Below are 19,826 nucleotides of genomic sequence, written 5' to 3'. Positions count from 1 at the left end.
TCATCAATCACGAAGAACACCATGACTACGGATATCCAAGAACAAGCCGCCGCCCCCGATGAAAACAAGATCATCGCCGAGCGCCGCGCCAAGCTGGCCGCACTGCGCGAACAAGGCGTCGCCTTCCCGAACGATTTCCGCCCTGAGCACAAGGCGGCCGATCTGCACGCGCAATACGACGGCAAGTCGCGTGAAGAGCTGGAAGAGAACCCCGTACACGTGGTGCTGGCCGGCCGCATGATGCTCAAGCGCGAAGCGGGCAAGAAAGCCGCCTTCGCTACCCTGCAGGACGCTTCCGGCCCGAAGGCCGACGGCCGCATCCAGATCTACGCCACGCTGGATCTCACCGGCGAAGCGGCCATGGCCGCCCTGCACCACTATGACCTGGGCGATATCCTGGGCGTGCAAGGCACCCTGTTCAAGACCAAGACGGACGAACTGACCATCAAGGTCACGCAACTGCGCCTGATCACCAAGTCGCTGCGCCCGCTGCCGGACAAATTCCACGGCCTGGCCGACCAGGAAACGAAGTACCGCCAGCGCTACGTCGACCTGATCATGAACGAAGAGACGCGCCGCACCTTCAAGGCGCGCACCGCCGCCATCTCGTCGATCCGCCGCTTCATGGAAAAGAACGAGTTCATGGAAGTGGAAACGCCGATGCTGCACACGATCCCGGGCGGCGCCGCGGCAAAGCCGTTCATCACGCACCACAATGCGCTCGACATGCAAATGTTCCTGCGCATCGCGCCCGAACTGTACCTGAAGCGCCTGGTCGTCGGCGGCTTCGACCGCGTGTTCGAGATCAACCGCAACTTCCGCAACGAAGGCGTGTCGATCCGTCACAACCCTGAATTCACGATGATGGAATTCTACGCGGCCTACACCGACTACAAATGGCTGATGGACTTCACGGAAGCCGTCATCCGCCAGGCCGCCATCGACGCGCACGGCACCGCCACGCTGACCTATGGCGGCCGCGAGCTGGATCTGGCCAAGCCATTCCATCGCCTGACCATCGTCGAAGCGATCAACAAATATGCTCCAGGCTACACGCCGGAACAGTTGAACGATGCCGAATTCATCAAGGAAGAGCTGAAAAAATTCGGCGTCAAGCCGTTCGCCACGGCCGGCCTGGGCGCGCTGCAACTGGCGCTGTTCGAGGAAACGGCGGAAGCGCAGCTATGGGAACCGACCTACATCATCGACTACCCGGTCGAAGTGTCGCCACTGGCGCGCGCTTCCGACACGGTGGCCGGCATCACCGAACGCTTCGAGCTGTTCATGGTGGGCCGCGAGATCGCCAACGGCTTCTCCGAGTTGAACGACGCGGAAGACCAGTCGGCCCGCTTCCTGGCGCAGGTAGCGGCCAAGGACGCCGGCGATGAAGAGGCGATGTTCTACGACGCCGACTACATCCGCGCGCTGGAATACGGCATGCCGCCAGCCGGCGGCTGCGGCATCGGCATCGACCGCCTGATGATGATCATCACGGATTCGCCGAACATCCGCGACGTGCTGCTGTTCCCGCACCTGCGCCGCGAAGAATAAGCACGGACGCTGGCCAATAAAAAGCCGCCTGATCGCAAGATCAGGCGGCTTTTTCACTTCTGTCGCCACGTAGGTCGGATTGGCGCCACGCGTCATCCGACACATTGTTGGCCATTCATGTCGGATGACGCGCTTGCACGCCAATCCGACCTACGCATCCCGCACTACTGAATCACGGTATAGCACGGCACATACGCCGTGCCCGCCAGCTTCATGCGGTGCTGCGCCACGAACGAGGCCAGCAGCGCGTCCATCGGGCCGGCGATGGATTTGTCGCCGTGGATTTCGAAGTTGCCGTGCTCTTCGATCGAGCGGATGCCGTCGTCCTTGACGTTGCCCGCCACCACGCCGGAAAACGCGCGGCGCAGCTGGGCCGCCAGCAAGTGCGTGGGCTGGTTCTTGTGCAGGCTCAGGTTGCGCATGTTTTCATGCGTGGGGTGGAACGGCTTCTGGAATTCGTGGTCGATCTTCAGCAGCCAATTGAAGTAATAGGCGTCGCTGTGCGCCTTGCGGAATTCGCGCACCTGGCGTATGCCTTCGAGCATCTCGCGCGCCACCAGCTCCGGGTCGTCGATGATGATCTTGTAGCGCTGCTGCGCTTCCGGGCCCAGGGTGTCGCTGATGAACTGGTTGATCTGCACGAAATATTCGCGCGACGTTTCCGGCCCCGTGAAGATCAGCGGGAACGGGATGTCGGCGTTGTCCGGGTGCAGCAAGATACCGAGGATATACAGGATCTCTTCGGCCGTGCCGGCGCCGCCGGGGAAGACGACGATGCCGTGGCCCGCGCGCACGAACGCTTCCAGGCGTTTTTCGATGTCCGGCATGATGACCAGGTCGTTGACGATGGGGTTCGGCGATTCGGCCGCGATGATGCCCGGCTCCGTGATGCCCAGGTAGCGGCCATTGTGCAGGCGCTGCTTGGCGTGGCCGATGGTGGCGCCCTTCATCGGGCCCTTCATGGCGCCCGGGCCGCAGCCGGTGCAGATGTCGAGGCCGCGCAAGCCCAGCTGGTAGCCCACTTCCTTCGAATAATTGTATTCGGCGCGGTTGATCGAGTGGCCGCCCCAGCACACGACCAGGTTCGGGTTGAGCTGGGTTTGCAGCACGTTGGCATTGCGCAGGATGTGGAAGACGGCGTCCGTCACGCCTTCCGTGCTCTGCAAGTCGAATTTCGGATTGCCCGTGACTTCATCGCTGACGAAGATGATATCGCGCAAGACGGCAAACAGATGTTCGTGTATACCCTTGATCATCTTGCCGTCGACAAAGGCGATGGCCGGCGCGCCCTTGATGTCGAGCTTGATGCCGCGCTCGCGCTGGATGATGGAAATTTCAAACGATTGATATCGCTCAAGCAAGGCGCGGCCATCGTCGATGGTGCTGCCGCAATTGAGCACCGCCAGCGCGCAGCGGCGGAACGTGTTGTACAGGCCGCCCTGGCTGGTGTCGAGCAGTTTGTTGACTTCAGTCTTGGAGAGCACGTCCAGGCGGCCTTCCGGTGAAACCAGAGTATCGATAACGTCGTGTTCCATAATGCGAAAAATCCCTTTAAAAATCGATGCTCGAAGGTATTGCACTAGCAATATACGACAAGTCAGGCAAGTTGTGCTGTGGTGCCGCAAAATCGCCGCGATCGCCCCTTGCATGCAAACCGGTTTGACTAATATGAAACAGTCATTCTTGCTAATGCGAATGGAAACCTTCGCTCAGCGCAATTTGTAGATTAGAATGCCAGCCTATTGGAATTCCCGTGTGGTCGGTTCTTCATGAGAGTGCCCGCAGCCCGGCAGGCTTCCATAAGTTTGTTTTATCGATTGACTATAATAATTTTTCAGGAGGAACCGCATGAGCGGTGCGACTACGCCCAACAAGGAAGCCGTTATTCCCGAGTTCAAGCAGATTATGGGCCATCCAAGCCCATTGTGGATGTTGTTCATGACTGAATTCTGGGAACGCTTCGCGTTCTACGGAGTTCGCTGGGCGCTGGTACTGTACATCGTGGCCCAGTTCCACGGTGGCGACGGTTCGGGACAGGCAGCGGCCAACCTTACCTACGGTTCCTTCCTCGCGCTGGTGTACGCCGGCGCCCTGTTCGGCGGCTACATCGCCGACCGGGTCATCGGTTACCAGCGTTCGATCCTGCTGGGCGCCGTCTTCATGGCTGCCGGCCTGTTCTGCATCTCGGTACCGAACCAGGACATCTTCAACCTGGGCCTGGCCACCGTGATCGTCGGTAACGGCATGTTCAAGCCGAACATCTCGACCATGGTCGGCAAGCTGTACACGACAGCCGATCCGCGCCGCGACAGTGGCTTCACGATCTTCTACATGGGCATCAACATGGGCGCCATGGTCGCCCCTGTCTTCACCCAGTGGCTGGCCGAATCGATCTTCGGCACCAGCGCCATGCCTTCGTACAAGATGGTCTTCATGGCTTCCGGCTTCGGCATGATCATCAGCCTGGTATGGTTCGCCATCGGCCGCCGTGCCCTGAAGGGCATCGGCGCACCGGAAACCGGCGCCGGCAACCCGATGCGCGTCATCTGGGTAGCCCTCGGCTCGCTGTGCGTGATCCCGCTCGTGTACTTCCTGCTGACCGTGGGCGCGCAAAAACTGCAAATCGTCCTGACCGTGCTGTTCATCGGCCTGGCCGTGATGCTGATGATCGAAGGCATCCGCAACGGCAAGGTGGCGCGCGACCGCGTCATCGCCATGCTGCTGATCTTTGTCTTCAACATCCTGTTCTGGATGTTCTTCGAACAGGCAGGCAGCTCGTTCACCTTCCTGGCTGACAAGATCGTCAACCGCGACCTGGGCTTCTGGATCTTCCCGACCGCCTACTTCCAGACCGTCAACTCGGTGGCCATCATTGTCTTCGCGCCGATCATCGCGGCCGTCTGGGTCTTCCTGGCGCGCCACAACGTCAATCCATCGATCCCGCGCAAGTTCGGCCTGGGCTTGCTGGGCAATGCGCTGGCCTTCGGCCTGCTGATCTTCGCTCTGTCGAGCCTGGTTGGCGCCGACAACAAGATCCCGTTCTGGACCCTGACCACCGTCTACGTGCTGCAATCGATCGGTGAGCTGTGCCTGTCGCCTATCGGCCTGTCGATGGTCACCAAGCTGGCGCCAGTGCGCCTGGTGGGCCTGGGCATGGGCGGCTGGTTCCTGTCGACCGGTATCGGCAACAACCTGTCGGGCATCTTCGCCAGCCACGTCAGCGGCGAAAGCGGCATGTCGGTGCAGTCGGCCCTGTCCGGCTACACCTTCGGCTTCTGGTCCCTGCTGGGCGCCGGCGTCGTGCTGTTCCTGATCGCACCGTTGATCAACAAACTGATGCACGGCGTGAAGTAAGCGTCTTGTTTTAGATCAAAACGGCGGCCTGCGGGCCGCCGTTTTTCATTCCGGCCACCGTTTCCCCCTGGCCGGGCGGTACAATACCGCCAGGGCCGATGGCCACTCCACCCACATTACAGAAGAATCCCATGTCCAGCATGTCCACCACCACGCCCCTCTCCGACGACGAATACGCCGAACTCGACACCCTGCTGGCGGCGCCAGCCCTGGCCGGTACCGCCATGGACGTGTCGATGCTGGAAGGTTTCCTCACGGCCGTGGCCCTGAGCCCGAAGCAAATCGCGCCTGAACAATGGTTGCCCTGGGTATGGGACAAGGCGGCCGGCAGCGCCGCGCCGGCACAGGATGCGGACAGCGAACGGGCCGCCGCCCTGGCGCAGCGCCACCATGGCTACATGGTCGAATGGCTGGCGAAGGACCCGGACAGCTTCGAACCGATCTACGTCTGCGGCCCCGAATGGAGCGTGCCCGCCTGGTGCGCCGGTTTTATCCTGGGCACGACCCTGGACAAGCCCCAGTGGGCGGCCCTCGCCGTCAGCCATCCGCAATACCTGGCGCCGTTCCAGCACCTGGCCACGGCCAGCGAACTCGACGACGATGCGGCCGAAACGGCCATGGATGGCGTGATTCCCGCCGTCATCGCCATCAACGCGGCCTGGGCCCGCCAGCGCCACCTGAAAAGCCAGGTACAGCACCAGCCCGGCGCCACTGTGCTGCGCGAAGTGCCGAAGACGGGCCGCAACGACCCTTGCCACTGCGGCAGCGGCAAGAAGTACAAGAAATGCTGCGCCGACGCCGATAGCGCGGCAAGCTGAGGCGCGCTCTCCTTGCGCCAGCTGCTGACGGCCATCCTGCGCTTCCTGCTGCGCCATGCGCTGCAGTTCGCGCTGTTCATCGTCATCCTGCTGGCCGGACGCCTGTTGCTGGCCGAATGGCGCGCCTACAGCGCCAGCAGCGATGCCATCGCTGCGCTCAGGCTGGCGTCCGTCACGGCCGACGGCCATGGCGCCAGCCTGGCCGGTGCCGCCACGGCCCGCATGCACGCCCTGACACACGCCTCGCAAGCGGCCATCGCGGCCCGCCTGAGCGAAGTGCAAACGCAATTGGCCGCCTTGCGCGCGCAGCAGCAACCGTCGCTGTTTACCATTCCCCTGCCCGACGCCGGCGTCCTGGCCGCCCATGCGCAGGACGAGGCCAGGCGCCGCGTGGAGATTGAAGTGCTGGCGCAGGAAGCGCGCTACCTGCTTGCCCTGCAGGCCGCCATCAGCGGCGAGGATGCGCGGCGCACGCTGGCGCGCCTGCACGCGGCGCACGTCAGCGCCTATGCCGCATTGCAGCAAAACATACGCCAGCGCCAGCAGCTTGAAGCGCAGCATCCGCTGGCGGCGCGCCTGCCCGGCAGCGACGCTTACGCGCAGCTGTCGCGGCTCGAAGCGCAAGGCCAGCGCTTGCGCGAAATCAACCTGCAAGCGTACCGGGCCTGGCTGGCACAGCGCGCGCGCACCAGCGACGCCACCAACGCCGCCCGGCCCGCGCCATTTGCCATCGATCATGCGGCGCTGACAGGGGCGCTGGCGCCCATGCATGCGGCGATGGCGGCCACCGAGACGCAGCTGGCGCGCAACTGGATCGGCCGCTGGCGCGCTCCCGTGCTCGACGTGGCGCCCACGGCCGCCCTGCTGGTGCTGTCGGCCATCCTGCTGCCGCTGGCGATCAAGGCCTTCTTTTACTTCGTGCTGGCGCCCTTCGCCTCGCGTTTGCAGCCGCTGTCGATCGCGCGCGAGCTGCAACTGGCGGGCGGCGCCCTGCCGCTGTCGCCATCGCTGCCTGGCGAGTCGCGCATCTCCGCCGTGTCGCAGGCGCTGCGGCTGGCGCCGGGCCAGGTCATGCTGATCCACCCCGAATACCTGCAATCGTCGCCCGTCAGCACGCGCAAGCGCACGCAGTGGTTGCTGGACTGGCGCTTTCCGTTGACCAGCCTGGCGGCCGGCATGGTGGCGCTGACGCGTTTGCACAGTGACGAGCCGGCGTCCGTGACGATTTCCGCCAGCGACGATCCGCTGCTGGAAGTGGCCATCGTCCACCTGCCGGCCGGCAGCGCGCTGGTGTTCCAGCCTCGGGGCCTCGTGGGATTGCTCTGCGACGCCGGCCAGCCGCTGGCAATGTCCAGCCACTGGCGCCTGGGCAGCCTGCACGCCTGGCTTACCCTGCAGCTGCGCTTCATCGTCTTTCGCGGCCCCGTCACCCTGGTCGTGCGTGGCTGCCGCGGCGTGCGCCTGGAACGCGCGGGCCAGGGCCGCTCCATCAGCCAGTCCGCCACCCTGGGATTTAGCACCGACGTGCTGTACTCGACCCTGCGCAGCGAAACCTTCATCCCGTATTTGCGCGGCCAGCAGGCGCTGCTCAACGACCGCTTCGACGGCGACAACGGCGTCTACCTGTACGAAGAAACCCCGCGCCACGGCAAGCAGCCGGGCAAGGTGGGCAGCTGGTTCGAGGGTTTGACGGACGCCCTATTGAAAGTGTTCGGCATCTAGCCGCAGAAACCATGATGAACGACTTCCTGTTTGCCGATTTTCTCGACGACCACGCCGTATATGCGGCCGTGCAAGCGTACTGGCAGGCGCGCCTGGCCTTCCTCGACGGCCAGTGCGCGCCCTATCTGCGCACCGCCTTTGCCAACGGCCAGCCATTTTATGACGGCAATCCCATCGTCAATCTGGCTGACAGGATCGCCGGCAAGGCGGCGCGCATCGTGCAGCAATGCCCGCGCGAATGCGGCCACGGCTACACGAGCTTCGAGCAGGCCATCGAGCTGGCCGATGGCGACGGGAGCCGGCCGGCGCAGGAAAAGATCATCGTGCTGACCTTGACGCAGGCAACTGCGCAGCAGGCCGAGGCGGAGCTGCGGGCCTGGTTTGCGCCAGTGTGCCCGCCGGGGAAATAGTAGGGAAATGACTGGGCAGTGCACCAGGCGAAGAAAGCATCGATGTGAAAGTCAGCGGTTCGTGTGGCCGCACACGGTTGCGCGACCAGCATATGCCAAATAATCGCTGGCGTCGCTGCTATCGCTACTGCCCGACTCGGGCAGTAGCGGAAAAATCAGGCCTCGGCGGTATCGGCGGGGCCTTCAGACTTCAAATAGAAACAATTAGCGGCTTTTGCAGCGCAAAGCTTCGGCAGTGACTGCGACACCATCCAGACCGCTCGTTCCCGTCGACACCAAAAATATCGCATTACCGCCCCGTCGCGCAACTTCATTAATCGCCTTATTCATTGAATTGGAGGCTTTATTGAGTCCCAGTTGCTGATCTGTGCTAACGACGCCCAACGATTCACAATCGTCTTTTTGCGTAGCCGTTACTATGCGTACTTTTTCCGCACCGGCATCGAGCTGCGTCGCGCAGCCGGATAAAACTGTCACCAAGACAAATGAGGCAAAAACAGATTTCTTCATGCTAATCCATATCCAATTGAATTTTATTTTTAATTAGGCACACGAGAATACAACAGTAGCCTTCGGATAGTTTCCGAAGACATAAGGGCCCGGATTTTCAACGGTCGATAACAACTTCATTGTTTTACCGACAGTCGCACACTTGGCATTCGCCTCAACAAGGGCTTCTGCCAGGAGTGGCTCCCTTCCGCTCGGAAATGCACCAGCTTGACGAGACACAACAAAGGTATCAGGTCCAGCCGCAACTGGTCCGGTACTGGAGGTTGCGCATCCAGCCATTACCGACATTACCGACATTAACATACAGACAGAAAGGATACGTTTCATTGATTCCTTAAAATATAGGACAATTACATGGAATAATTTTTTCACGCGCCATCCTTATCGATCATCGGATTACACGCCGCCGTCATTATATCCACTCCATTCTGCGTGAACAATGACCAACGGCCGCGCAATTTCAACAATTCGGAAACACCGTCATAATGGAATGCCGCACCAGCCGGCGCAAAATCCGTCCACGGCAAACCATCAGCCCCATTTAACAACTCCATTGCCGCAACACGCCTTCGTGCGTAAATCCCGGCCACCGGACAGCACCAGGATGGCGCGCAGCGACGCGTTGGCGCTGCCCCGCCCCCTGGAATTGGCGGACCAGGCAACAGCCTATTTTGCCTTGCGGTCGGCGTCGTCGATTTCTTTCAGGCGGATGCTGCGCACAAGACCGTGCCGGGAAACTCTGCCATTCCAGTACTGCGCCGCTGCGGCGCGCGCGGCAGCGGCCAGCGGATAGGCTGGCGTCTCGCCGAACGAGTCCGGCTGCGCCACGGCGGACAGGCAAGTGCCGGTGTCCACGGTTTTCGCTCACCAGCGTGGCGAGCGCTTCGGCATGTTCTGCCAGCGTTGGAACAATGGACATCTCAGGAAATACTGTAAGAGTCAGGTGCATCGGTCCTTGGCAGGCCCGTCAAAGTGGCACAAGCGTGAAACAGGAAGACAGGCTACGCCGCAATCGAATGCGACACCGTCAGCCACTCGCCAGGCAACAGGTTCGCCGCCGCTTCGCGGGTCGCCAGCACGCTGTCCGGATCGAGGTCGGAGCGGTTCAACTTGTAGGAATAGGCGAAATCGTCGGCGTCGAATGCCTGTCCCGCCTTGACGTAATACTTGAAGCCGACAAATGTGTCGGGATTGGTAACGACCGAGTACTCAAGCGTGACCTTGTTCATGGCGGGCCTCGTCAACGGTGGTGAGGCCTCCATTATGCGTCAATTCTGGGGGCGGCAATGCGACGACACGCTTTGCCGCCCCTTGCGCTACACGGACACGCTGCGCTTGCGGCAAGTCAATAACCGTGCTGCCCGCCAGGGCTACAGTAGCCTGAACCAACCACCACGTCATCGCCGCCATGCGCACCTTGCTCGCGAAGATCAGGAACACACTGGCGCCGCCGGCGAGCCTGCCGGTGGCGGCACGCATGGCGCGCCTGTCGGATGCGCGTGGCCTGCCCGCCTTCGATCCCGGCCCGGCAGCTGTCGTGCAGGCCTGCACGGCCTGGCTGGGCGCGGCGCAAGACCATTCCACCTCGGCCGACGGCGGCGTCGCCCGCGATTACAGTCTGCTGACGGGATGGTCGAGCTCTTATCCGGAGACCACCGGCTACATCATCCCCACCATGATCGCCCTGGCGCAGCGCGCGGGCGACGAGGCGCTGCACCAGCGCGCGCGCCACATGCTCGACTGGTGCGTGGCGATCCAGTTCGAGGAAGGCGGCTTCCAGGGCGGCAAGGTCGATTCCACGCCGCGCGTGCCCGTCACCTTCAACACGGGCCAGATCCTGCTGGGCCTGGCGGCCGGCGTCGTGGCATATGGCGTCGCCTACCAGGATGCCATGCATCGGGCGGCACGCTGGCTGCGCGACAGCCAGGACGCGGACGGCTGCTGGCGCAAACATCCGACGCCATTTGCCAGCGCCGGCGAGAAGGCCTACGAAACGCATGTGGCATGGGGACTGTTCGAGGCGGATCGCGCGGCGCCTGGCCACGGCTACGGCGCGGCGGGCTTGCGCCAGGTCGACTGGGCGCTGAGCAAACAGCGCCCAAACGGCTGGTTCGCCTCGAACTGCCTGGACAACCCGCTCCTGCCCCTGACGCATACCATCGGCTACGCCTTGCGCGGCCTGCTTGAAGCGCACCGGTTCTCTGCGCGCGCGGACCTGCTGGACGCCGCCGTGCGCACCGGTGCCGGCATCGCCAGGGCCGTGGCGGCCGATGGCTACCTGGCCGGCCGCCTGGGTCCGGACTTCCAGCCCGGGGCCGACTACGTTTGCCTGACCGGTTCCGCGCAAAACGCGCACTGCCTGTTCCTGCTGTACCAGCTCACGGGCGAGCGGCGCTTTCTCGACGCGGCACGCCGGCTGAATGGCTTCGTGCGGCGCTCGATCAGCGTCGACGGTCCGCCGCATGCGCGTGGTGGCGTCAAGGGTTCGTTTCCCGTCGATGGCGACTATGGCACCTGGGCTTACCTGAACTGGGCGGCCAAGTTCTGCATCGACGCGAATCTGCTGGAACTGGAACTGGAACTGGAACTGAAACTGAAGCGGGAAGTCAGCGATGCATGAACAGGCACAGCGCGCCGCCAGGGCCGTGCTGGAAGCCTGGCGGCGCGCCGCCAGCGCCCATCGCGTCCGCCAGAGCGGGCGCCATGTGACGCGCGCCGGACTGGCGGCCGACCTGCTGCGGCTCGGGGTGGCGCCAGGCGACACGCTGTTCGTGCACTCCTCGCTGAAAAGCCTCGGCTACGTGGCAGGCGGCGCGGCGGCCGTGGTCCATGCCCTGCAGGACGCCGTCGGCCCGCAAGGCAGCTTGCTGCTGCCCACCTATTACCTCCCCGGCGGCACGGTGCGCGCCACCTGCGAGATGCAGGACTATGTATTCGACCCGCGCCGCCATGGCACGCACATGGGGCGCCTGCCCGAGGCGTTCCTGTCCTGCGCCGGCATCTGCCGCAGCATCCACCCCACCCATTCCGTCTCCGCGTGGGGCCGCCATGCGGGCGATCTGACCGAAGCACATCACCGCGCGCCCTCGATCTTCGGCGCCGGTTCGCCGTGGCAGCGCTTCATCGGCTGCGAGCATGCGAAAGTGCTGGGCCTGGGCATTTCCATGGGCCCGGTGACGTTCTATCATGCGCTGGAAGACGCCATGGGCGACGCCTTTCCCATCCCCGTCTGGGAAACGAACACGGCGCTGCTGGCCTGCCTGGACCACGGCGGCCAGCGCTGGGAAGTGCCCGTGCGCCCTTTCGACCCCGTCGTCGCGCAGCGCCGCATCGACCATCCCGGCCGTGCCGACTTGCGCGCGTATTTCCAGCGCGAGTTCGACGCCGCCGGCTTGCGCAGCAACGGCCAGGTGGGCGATGCGGCGTCGTGGCTGATACCGGCGCAGGGGTTTTTCGACCACCTGCGCCAGCTGGCGTCGGACCACGTGACGATCTACGCTACGGCGGCGCAGCTGGCGGCGCGGCCTATTGCTGCCGGCCCGTCACGGCACGGCCGGTGATGCGGGCAATGCGGCGGCCGCCCTCGATGTGCTGCCTGCGCCGCGCCGCAGGTCGTACCAGCCGCCTCCATTGGCGATAAAGTACAAGGTGCCGCCATCGGCATTCACCTCATCCTCGATGGGACCGCCCGTGCCGCGCTTGCTCACCGTCCAGCTTCCCGCCTGCAAATCCGTCACCAGCACCTGCATGGATGCGCTTTGTGCCGGCAGCTCGACGGCGACCGTCCCGTCGAGCGGCAGGCCGCTCTTGGAAAACAGCACCACGCGGTCCTTGATTTTCACGCCGGCCAGCAAGGGCGAATCGATGACCGTCGTGGGCAATGCGGGCAGCGCGCTGTTGGCGTCCATCACCTGCATCACGTTCAGGAACAGATCCGTTTCGCTGGGCCCCGGCGGCGAGACTTCCAGCCGCCACGCGCCCGCCTCCTCGGTCGAATACTCGGCTTCCGGCTGGATCGCATAATTGGTCCCGCCGACGCTGAATTCATTGCCGCTGCCGCCCACCTTGGCCAGCACGGCATTTGCCGGCAGCAAGGTGCGGTTGATCAACTTGCCGTTGTACTGCAAGGTGTGGTTGTAGTCCCATTCCGTGCGCCGGATCACCACGGTGTCGCCGCTGATCTCGGGTTCGCCCTGGCTGTGCAGCAGCCAGGTCTTCTTGAACCCCGCATCGCTGGCACTGACCTTGTCAAACACGATCAGGGCCGCCGGGTGGTCCGCGTTCTTCAGGTTCAGGAACACGAATGAACGCTGGAACTGGCGCACCTTGCTGCTGTACGCGGCCGTCAGGTCACCCTTGATGTAGCTGAAATCCGGCGCCCCCGCCTCGGTGCCGACCTGCTGCTGGCGCAGGACAGAGGCCACCTTGTAGCCATTCGCCAGTTCCGCCAGGGTTTGCGGCTCTTCACCCGGAAAGCGCTGGCCGCCGTCATTCGCATAACCGTCAAAATGCTCGCCGGGATCGTACACCAGCATCGAATTATGCGCGATGGTGCGCTTGTGATAGTTCATGTCGTGCGCGCTGCCGTACTCCAGGGGAATGGAAGGGTCGGCAACATCCTTGCCGCTATAGATGCCCGAATCGATGGCCAGCCCGCCCTTGTAGTAAATCTGGAAATGCCCGGCGTCGTAATGCTCGTGATTGCCGAACCAGTCGCCACCGAGCTTCATCGTCGCGATCACGTTACCCGACTGCACCTGAATGCGCTCGCCATCGGTCCAGCCCGTGCGGGCGATCATCAAGCCGGCCGGATCAGGGAAATACTTGGTCAAGGGCAACACAGCGGGGCTGGGCGTGCTGCCCATGGTCGTATTGCCAAGCAACACGGGCCAGATGCTGTCCTTGGTGTGGATAAAGTTCGTCGACTGCTGCAGCGACTGTTTCAGGTACTCATGCTTTAACGTGGAGTTATTGTAATAGGTCGCCGGCAGCAGGAAGGCCAGCGGCTCGCTCCAGTACTGCGTGCTGTTGGTGTAGGAGGAATGGTAGACGTCGCCATCACGCATCCATTGCCCGTCGGGGCGGCGCGCATACAGCCAATGGTAGGGCATCATCTGCTGCACGGGATCGAACACGGGGGCAGCCCCCATGCGCCGGAACAGCCATGCGGCGTACATGTCCGCCAGGAAGCGCACCGTGCCGTAGGACGCGCCCTGGTGATAGGCTTGCGCAGCGTAGGCGTAGTTGCGCGGCGCGATATAGTCGGCAAAAAAACGCCCGGCAACGATGTTGTAGACCAGCGGCGCCTCGTCATAAAAAGCGATGGCGGCGGACAGCTGGTCGCGCAACAGCTGGTTGTCGCTGCCATGGCCCACGACAGCGCCCTGCCGCGATGGCGGAAAGCCGATTTCCATCGTGGCCGCAAGCTGCGTGAAGCGCGTGACGACATACGCGCGCTGCTGCGCGCTCATCAGATTGAAGCACCAGTCATACACCATGGCGCTGGCCAGGATGACCTCGCCCTTTTCATTCGGGTGATTGTAACCGGGCGCGAACTGCACGGCCGCCAGGTAGTCGAGCAGCATTTGCACGGCTTCCCTGCCGCGCGGCGCCTGCGCGGCAGGGAAGCCGTGTTCGTACAGCAGCGAGTGCAGCGCTTTCGCCTTGATCCTGCTCACCAGCTCGGTCTGGTGGTTGCTCCTGGCCGGTCCGCCGGGCACGAACACGGGCAGCGCCACGACGGCCGGCGCCTCGATGAACGTCTTCAGGGCGGCGCGGTGCGTCGCCATCTCCTGCGCGTCCGACTCGAAACGGCCGCGTATCGCGGCCAGGTCCCCTCCCCTGGCAAACAGGCGCGGATGTTCGCCGGCGGGCGGCAGCACGGTGGGCAGCGGGTACACGCCATAGCCTTGCGGGACAAAATCGGCGAGCGCCGTCACCAGCAGGCAGTCGATCCCCAGGCCGCCCTCGCGGTACTTGATCTTCAGTTCGCGCGCGCCGGCAGCGAGCCAGCGGGTGACGGGCACCCAGGTCCACCGCGCTGGCTGGCCAACGGTCACCGGCACGGCGACGCTGGCATAGGCGGCACTGTCGACCGCCAGGTACAGGGACGCGGCGCTGGCCGCCGGCGCCAGCACGCGCAGCCAGATCGTGTACGTGCCGTCGCGGGGCACGGCCACGGGATACGACAATTGCGCTGCCGCGCCTGGCGTGTCCGCGCGCACGAGGTCGGCGGGCGTGCTCAGGTAGGCACCACCGGACACTACGTTGCCGCCCTCGTTTTCCAGCCCCCACGGCGCGCCGGGCGCCGTGCCCTCCGCTTCAAACATGGCTTCGACGGGGAAAGGCGTGGCATGCAGGACCGGACTGGCGGCCAGCAAGGCAGCAGAGATAAAACCTTGTAACTTGTTACGGTATCGCAGCTTGGACATGAGGAGAACTCCAGTGTGTTGTATTTTAAATAGCAAGAACAATACACTACTTGAAGTAATTTGATTCCATTTTTATAACAAAATACCTGGAGCAGCCGGCGCCGCGCATAAAAAAACCGCCCGGTGCGAGCCGGGCGGTTTTCATGGGGCTTAGTCAGACATCAAGCCTGCGGCTTGTCGGCTTTCTTCTCGCGCGCCACGATATACAGCAGCACGATGATGGCAGCGTACGGCAGCAGCGACAGCACGTCCGAGTTCATGCCCGCGTAGAACGGGTTGCCATGCTCGGCCCAGTCGGCCATCATCTGGTCGAAGTGCGTCAGCACGCCGGCCGTAATGGCGATGATGATGCCGGCCAGCGCGCCACCGGCGATGTAGCCCGACGCCAGCAGCACGCCCGAGCTGCGGTCGCCCGCCAGCTGGCGCTCTTCGTCATTGAGCCTGGCGTTGTGTTCCAGCTTGTTGTTGCGGCGGTCCGCCAGCCAGCGCACCAGGCCGCCGACGAAGATCGGCAGGGTCGACGACAGCGGCAGGTAGACGCCCACCGAGAACGCCAGCGACGGGATGCCGGCCATTTCCAGCACCACGGCGATCATCACGCCGAACAGCACCAGGGTCCACGGCAGCTGCTGGTCGAGGATGCCCTTGATGATGTAGGACATCAGCACGGCCTTCGGCGCATCGTATTTCTTCACTTCCGAGCCGTCCGGACGCTTGCTGTAATGGCCATTGATGCCCGGATCGACCAGATAGGCCAGCTGGCCGTCGTCCTTGACGAAGTACTTGCCGGCCGGGCCGCCCACGGTATCGGTCTTTTGCCAGACCTTGTACGTATTGTGGTCGGTCTCGGCTTGCGGGCCATGCAGCTCGCCGGTCACCGTCAGCTTCGACGCATCGACCGTCAGGCCAGGCGCCACTTGCGCGGCCGGCACGTAGACGGTGCTCGCCTCGTTCAGTTTCAGCAGGATCGGGCCGAGGATCAGGGCCGACGACAGCGCACCGGCCAGGATCGCGTACTGCTGCAGGCGCGGCGTGGCGCCCACCAGATAGCCGGTTTTCAAGTCTTGCGAGGTGGTGCCGGCATTGCTGGCGGCGATGCACACGATGGCGCCCACCGACAAGGCGGTCACATAGTAACGCCCGCCCGTCCAGCCCATGATCAGGAAGATCAAACAGGTAAACAGCAGGGTGGCCACGGCCATGCCGGAGATCGGGTTCGACGACGAGCCGATTTCACCGGTCAGGCGCGACGAGACGGTGGCGAACAGGAAGCCGAAGACGAGGATCAGCAGCGCGCCGAGGAAATTCATGTGCAGCGGCGTGGCGAAGGTGATCACGGCGATGATGGACAGGCAGCCGATGATGACCCATTTCAGCGGGATGTCCTGCTCCGTGCGCAGGGTCGATGTGACCTTGACGCCCTTGCCCAGGCCCTTCAGGCCGGCCGACAGGCTGCGCCAGATCATCGGCATGGCGCGCACCAGCGAAATCAGGCCGCCGGCCGCCACGGCGCCCGCGCCGATGTACAGCACGTAGGCGCTGCGGATATCGTCCGCGCCCATTTCGCTGATCAATTTGGTGCCCGGCGAGAGCACCGTGGTCAGGCTGTCGCCGAAGAATTTGATCATCGGGATCAGCACCAGGTACGACAGCACGCCGCCGGCCGCCATGGTGGCGGCGATGCGCGGGCCGATGATGTAGCCCACGCCCAGCAGCTCGGGCGAAATCTCGGCGCCGATGGAGCCGGCCTTCAGCGGGGCGCCGAATTCCACGCCCGGCGTGTCCTTCCAGCCCTTGAACGAGATATTGAATACCTTGTACAGCAAGCCGACGGCGAAGCCGCCGAAGATGATCTTGGCGCGGCGCTTGGCGTCCTTCGCGGCGGCCGAGTCCTTTTCGATGCTTTCGCCGGCGGCGATGCGCGATTCTTCCGTGGCGGCCGCCTTCAGCACTTCGGCGCAGGCCGTCCCTTCGGGGAACTTGAGTTCCTTGTGCTGGTCGACGATCATGGTGCGGCGCATCGGGATCATCATCAGGATGCCCAGCAGGCCGCCGAGGACGCCGACCAGCATGACGCGCGAGATTTCCAGGTCGAAGCCGAGGATCAGGATGGCGGGCATGGTCACGCCCAGGCCGAAGGCCAGCGACTCGCCGGCCGAACCGGCCGTCTGCGTGATGCTGTTTTCCAGGATCGAGGAATCCTTGCCGCCCACCTTCTTGGCCAGGCCGAACAGGGTGATGGCGATCACGGCGACGGGAATCGAGGCGCTGACGGTCAGGCCCACTTTCAGCACCAGGTAGAGCGAGGAGGCGCCAAAGACCATCCCCAGGATGACGCCCATGAACAGCGCGCGGAAGGTCATCTCGGGCAGCTTCGCATCGGCCGGGATGTACGGCTTCACGGCGCTCGGCATTGCATCTTTTGCCATAAATAAATCCTTAATTTTATAAAATAAACAGCCCGGATTGACGCCCGGGCTATTTTCTTGAAGCCGAGACTATCGCACAGCCGCGTTTCGATGAAAAGGTTTTTTGCTCCCGCTCCCGACGGGCGGCCCCGGCGCCCCGCCCGCGCCGGAGCCGCTGGCGCATTGGTCTATAATCGCTGCCACCGTGCCTTGCACGCTCACATGAGACTGCCTTGACTGCCAAACGAACCGGATTTCCCTGGCCTTCGCGCCGCGCCGCCATGCGCGGCGTCATCCTCGCCGGCTGCGCCACGCTGGCTGGCGCCCTGCTGCTGGCCGCCTACCTGTTCCTGTATGTCAAACCGCGCCTGCCCGCGCTCGACGTCATCACCGACTACCAGCCGAAGATCCCGCTGCGCGTGTACACGGCCGACAATGTGCTGATCGGCGAATTCGGCGAGGAGCACCGCGACTTCGTGCCCATCGCGCAAGTGCCGGAAATGATGAAAAAGGCCCTGCTGGCCATCGAGGACAGCCGCTTCTACGAACACCACGGCATCGACTTCGTGCGCGCCGGCGGCGCCGTGCTGTCGAATTTGCGCCACGGCTTCGGCCACGGCGGCGGCTCGACCATCACCATGCAGGTGGCGCGCAATTTCTTCCTGACGCGCGAAAAAGTCGCCTCGCGCAAGCTGAACGAGATCATGCTGGCCCTGAAGATCGAATCGGCCCTGTCGAAGGAGCAGATTCTCGAGCTGTACATGAACCAGATGTACCTGGGCCAGCGCTCGTTCGGCTTCGGCAGCGCGGCGCAGACCTACTTCGGCAAGCCGCTGTCCGAGCTGTCGATCGCGGAAATGGCCATGCTGGCCGGCCTGCCGCAAAACCCGTCGCGCCACAACCCGATCAGCAATCCGAAAAAGGCGCACGCGCGCCAGCAGCTGGTCTTGAAACGCATGCGCGAACTCGATTACATCAGCGAAGGCCAGTACCGGCAGGCGCTGGCGCAGCCGCTGCATGTCAACAGCCGCGGCAAGCAGGGTTTCGACACGCACGCCGAATACGTGGCCGAACTGGCGCGCCAGGCCGTGTTTGCGCAATACAAGGAAGACAGCTACACCAGGGGCATCAGCGTCTACACGACGATCTTGAAGGCGGACCAGGATGCGGCCTACGCCTCGACGCGCCGCAACGTCATCGCCTACGACCAGCGCCACGGCTACCGCGGCCCGGAAACCTTCATCGACTTGCCGCCTGATGCGGAACAACGCGACGACGCCATCGATGCTGCGCTGCAAAAACGCCCGGACAGCGACGGCCTGATCGCCGCTGTCGTCACCGACGTCGCCAGCGGCAAGGTGGTGGCCGACACCGGCGACGGCGACGCCAAGACCATCACGGGCGACGGCCTGCGCTTCGCCGCCCCGGCCCTGTCCGCCAAGGCCGGCGCCGGCATCAAGCTGCGCCCGGGCGCCGTGATCCGCATCAGCCAGGACGCCAAGGGCAACTGGACCATCACGCAAGTGCCGCTGGTGGCCGCCGCCTTCGTCTCGCTGGACGCCGACACGGGCGCCTACCACGCCATGGTGGGCGGCTTCGACTACAACCTGCAAAAGTTCAACCACGTCACGCAGGCGTGGCGCCAGCCCGGTTCGGCCATGAAGCCCTTCGTGTATTCGGCGGCGCTGGAAAAAGGCTTTTCGCCGGCCACCCTGATCAACGACGTGCCTTTGGCACTGCAGGCGGGCGGCAAGGTGTGGGCACCGCAGAATGACGATTTCAAGTTCGACGGCCCCATCACCATGCGCTATGCGCTGGCGCAATCGAAGAACGTGGCCTCGGTGCGCATCCTGCGCGCGCTGGGCGTGTCGTACACGCACGACTTCCTCGAGAAATTCGGTTTCGACCCGGCGCGCCAGCCGAACAACCTGACCATGGCGCTGGGCACGGGTTCCGTCACGCCCGTGCAGATGGCGGGCGCCTACGCCCTGTTCGCCAACGGCGGCCACCAGGTGGAACCGTATTTGATCGACCGCATCGTCGACGCCAAGGGCGCCATCCTGATGCAGACCAAGCCGCCGGCGCCGAACGACGACAAGACCCTGGCGCTGGACCCGCGCAACGCCTTCGTCATGGACAGCATGCTGCGCGAAGTGACGCGCTCGGGCACGGGCGCGGCGGCGACGAAGAAACTCGGACGCAGCGACCTAGCCGGCAAGACGGGCACCACCAGCGACGCCGTCGACGGCTGGTTCGCCGGCTACGGCGGCGGCATCGTGGCGGTGGCGTGGATGGGCTATGACGAGCCGAAATCGCTGGGCGGGCGCGAATTCGGCGCCACCCTGGCCATGCCGATCTGGATCGACTACATGCGCACGGCCCTGTCGACGCGCCCGCAAGTCGCGCGCGCGGTGCCGGCGGGCCTGAGCCAGGTCGACGGCGAATGGATGTACGATGAATTCATCGACATGAACGGCGTGAAAACGCTGGATATGGAGGCCGAGACGCCGACGGATCCGACGGCCGTGCCGGAGACGCTGCCGCCGGAAACCACGAACTGATGGGTAAAGGGCAGTTTGCGTAGGTCGGGTTAGCCGGAACGGCGTAACCCGGCATGAGCCG

At 63.8% G+C, this 19,826-nt stretch carries 15 protein-coding genes; 8 read left to right on the top strand and 7 right to left on the bottom strand.

Going from position 1 to position 19,826, the window contains the following annotated elements:
- The first annotated feature begins 21 nt into the window (after positions 1–21).
- Positions 22–1,551 (top strand): lysine--tRNA ligase, encoded by a 1,530-nt coding sequence (lysS, locus tag AC1RDJ_RS04500; protein ID WP_071323230.1) that lies wholly within the window; start codon positions 22–24, stop codon positions 1,549–1,551.
- A 164-nt stretch (positions 1,552–1,715) separates the two neighbouring features.
- Here the strand turns inward: lysS and ppnN are convergent, their stop codons facing one another.
- Positions 1,716–3,086 (bottom strand): nucleotide 5'-monophosphate nucleosidase PpnN, encoded by a 1,371-nt coding sequence (gene ppnN / locus AC1RDJ_RS04495; protein ID WP_071323229.1) that lies wholly within the window; start codon positions 3,084–3,086, stop codon positions 1,716–1,718.
- 313 nt (positions 3,087–3,399) lie between these two features.
- Between ppnN and AC1RDJ_RS04490 the strand changes: the two genes are divergently transcribed.
- The 4 genes from AC1RDJ_RS04490 to AC1RDJ_RS04475 all read left to right on the top strand — a co-directional run bounded on the left by AC1RDJ_RS04490 (position 3,400) and on the right by AC1RDJ_RS04475 (position 7,855).
- Complete coding sequence (locus tag AC1RDJ_RS04490; protein ID WP_071323228.1) at positions 3,400–4,905, top strand: peptide MFS transporter; 1,506 nt, start codon at positions 3,400–3,402, stop codon at positions 4,903–4,905.
- A gap of 131 nt (positions 4,906–5,036) precedes the next feature.
- The gene (locus AC1RDJ_RS04485) at positions 5,037–5,723 is read left to right on the top strand and encodes a UPF0149 family protein (RefSeq protein ID WP_493026610.1); all 687 of its coding nucleotides are present in this window, start codon (positions 5,037–5,039) and stop codon (positions 5,721–5,723) included.
- Positions 5,724–5,735: 12 nt separating this feature from the next.
- Positions 5,736–7,445, top strand: a complete 1,710-nt coding sequence (locus tag AC1RDJ_RS04480; RefSeq protein ID WP_493026609.1) for a hypothetical protein — start codon at positions 5,736–5,738, stop codon at positions 7,443–7,445.
- An 11-nt stretch (positions 7,446–7,456) separates the two neighbouring features.
- Positions 7,457–7,855, top strand: coding sequence for a hypothetical protein (locus tag AC1RDJ_RS04475; protein ID WP_071323226.1), 399 nt, complete (start codon positions 7,457–7,459; stop codon positions 7,853–7,855).
- A gap of 204 nt (positions 7,856–8,059) precedes the next feature.
- Here AC1RDJ_RS04475 and AC1RDJ_RS04470 read toward each other — a convergent pair whose 3' ends face one another.
- The 4 genes from AC1RDJ_RS04470 to AC1RDJ_RS04455 form a co-directional block, all read right to left on the bottom strand.
- A complete protein-coding gene (locus AC1RDJ_RS04470; RefSeq protein WP_156894759.1) occupies positions 8,060–8,365 on the bottom strand; it encodes a DUF4156 domain-containing protein in 306 nt (101 codons plus the stop codon).
- Between the two features lie 33 nt (positions 8,366–8,398).
- Positions 8,399–8,737, bottom strand: coding sequence for a hypothetical protein (locus tag AC1RDJ_RS04465; protein ID WP_156894758.1), 339 nt, complete (start codon positions 8,735–8,737; stop codon positions 8,399–8,401).
- Between the two features lie 294 nt (positions 8,738–9,031).
- Positions 9,032–9,220, bottom strand: a complete 189-nt coding sequence (locus AC1RDJ_RS04460) for a hypothetical protein (protein WP_071323225.1) — start codon at positions 9,218–9,220, stop codon at positions 9,032–9,034.
- A 146-nt stretch (positions 9,221–9,366) separates the two neighbouring features.
- Complete coding sequence (locus tag AC1RDJ_RS04455) at positions 9,367–9,594, bottom strand: hypothetical protein (RefSeq protein ID WP_071323224.1); 228 nt, start codon at positions 9,592–9,594, stop codon at positions 9,367–9,369.
- A gap of 179 nt (positions 9,595–9,773) precedes the next feature.
- Here AC1RDJ_RS04455 and AC1RDJ_RS04450 point away from each other — a divergent pair, with 179 nt between their 5' ends.
- Together AC1RDJ_RS04450 and AC1RDJ_RS04445 are read left to right on the top strand one after the other, a co-directional pair.
- Positions 9,774–10,985, top strand: coding sequence for a prenyltransferase/squalene oxidase repeat-containing protein (locus AC1RDJ_RS04450; RefSeq protein WP_493026608.1), 1,212 nt, complete (start codon positions 9,774–9,776; stop codon positions 10,983–10,985).
- Positions 10,978–11,925 (top strand): AAC(3) family N-acetyltransferase, encoded by a 948-nt coding sequence (locus AC1RDJ_RS04445; RefSeq protein ID WP_493026607.1) that lies wholly within the window; start codon positions 10,978–10,980, stop codon positions 11,923–11,925. The genes AC1RDJ_RS04450 and AC1RDJ_RS04445 overlap by 8 nt, the downstream gene beginning before the upstream one ends.
- On the opposite strand, the gene hepB is transcribed toward AC1RDJ_RS04445, so the two are convergent.
- Positions 11,908–14,796: a heparin/heparin-sulfate lyase HepB gene (hepB, locus tag AC1RDJ_RS04440; protein WP_493026606.1), complete on the bottom strand. Its 2,889-nt coding sequence runs from the start codon at positions 14,794–14,796 to the stop codon at positions 11,908–11,910. The genes AC1RDJ_RS04445 and hepB overlap by 18 nt on opposite strands.
- A gap of 161 nt (positions 14,797–14,957) precedes the next feature.
- Positions 14,958–17,225, bottom strand: coding sequence for an OPT family oligopeptide transporter (locus tag AC1RDJ_RS04435; RefSeq protein WP_071323221.1), 2,268 nt, complete (start codon positions 17,223–17,225; stop codon positions 14,958–14,960).
- A 260-nt stretch (positions 17,226–17,485) separates the two neighbouring features.
- Between AC1RDJ_RS04435 and AC1RDJ_RS04430 the strand changes: the two genes are divergently transcribed.
- Positions 17,486–19,765 carry a penicillin-binding protein 1A gene (locus tag AC1RDJ_RS04430; protein WP_493027140.1) on the top strand — a complete coding sequence of 760 codons (2,280 nt, stop codon included), beginning with the start codon at positions 17,486–17,488 and terminating at the stop codon, positions 19,763–19,765.
- The last annotated feature ends 61 nt before the right edge of the window (positions 19,766–19,826 follow it).

Source organism: Janthinobacterium sp. GW822-FHT07H10 (assembly GCF_058798675.1).
This window is presented reverse-complemented; position numbering and strand designations above follow the sequence as displayed.

Coding starts and splice junctions, on each gene's coding strand:
- AC1RDJ_RS04470 (WP_156894759.1), bottom strand. CDS start 8,365: ATGAAGAAATCTGTTTTTGCCTCATTTGTCTTGGTGACAGTTTTATCC.
- AC1RDJ_RS04430 (WP_493027140.1), top strand. CDS start 17,486: ATGCGCGGCGTCATCCTCGCCGGCTGCGCCACGCTGGCTGGCGCCCTG.
- AC1RDJ_RS04490 (WP_071323228.1), top strand. CDS start 3,400: ATGAGCGGTGCGACTACGCCCAACAAGGAAGCCGTTATTCCCGAGTTC.
- AC1RDJ_RS04435 (WP_071323221.1), bottom strand. CDS start 17,225: ATGGCAAAAGATGCAATGCCGAGCGCCGTGAAGCCGTACATCCCGGCC.
- AC1RDJ_RS04445 (WP_493026607.1), top strand. CDS start 10,978: ATGCATGAACAGGCACAGCGCGCCGCCAGGGCCGTGCTGGAAGCCTGG.
- AC1RDJ_RS04450 (WP_493026608.1), top strand. CDS start 9,774: ATGCGCACCTTGCTCGCGAAGATCAGGAACACACTGGCGCCGCCGGCG.
- hepB (WP_493026606.1), bottom strand. CDS start 14,796: ATGTCCAAGCTGCGATACCGTAACAAGTTACAAGGTTTTATCTCTGCT.
- lysS (WP_071323230.1), top strand. CDS start 22: ATGACTACGGATATCCAAGAACAAGCCGCCGCCCCCGATGAAAACAAG.
- AC1RDJ_RS04455 (WP_071323224.1), bottom strand. CDS start 9,594: ATGAACAAGGTCACGCTTGAGTACTCGGTCGTTACCAATCCCGACACA.
- AC1RDJ_RS04475 (WP_071323226.1), top strand. CDS start 7,457: ATGATGAACGACTTCCTGTTTGCCGATTTTCTCGACGACCACGCCGTA.
- AC1RDJ_RS04485 (WP_493026610.1), top strand. CDS start 5,037: ATGTCCAGCATGTCCACCACCACGCCCCTCTCCGACGACGAATACGCC.
- ppnN (WP_071323229.1), bottom strand. CDS start 3,086: ATGGAACACGACGTTATCGATACTCTGGTTTCACCGGAAGGCCGCCTG.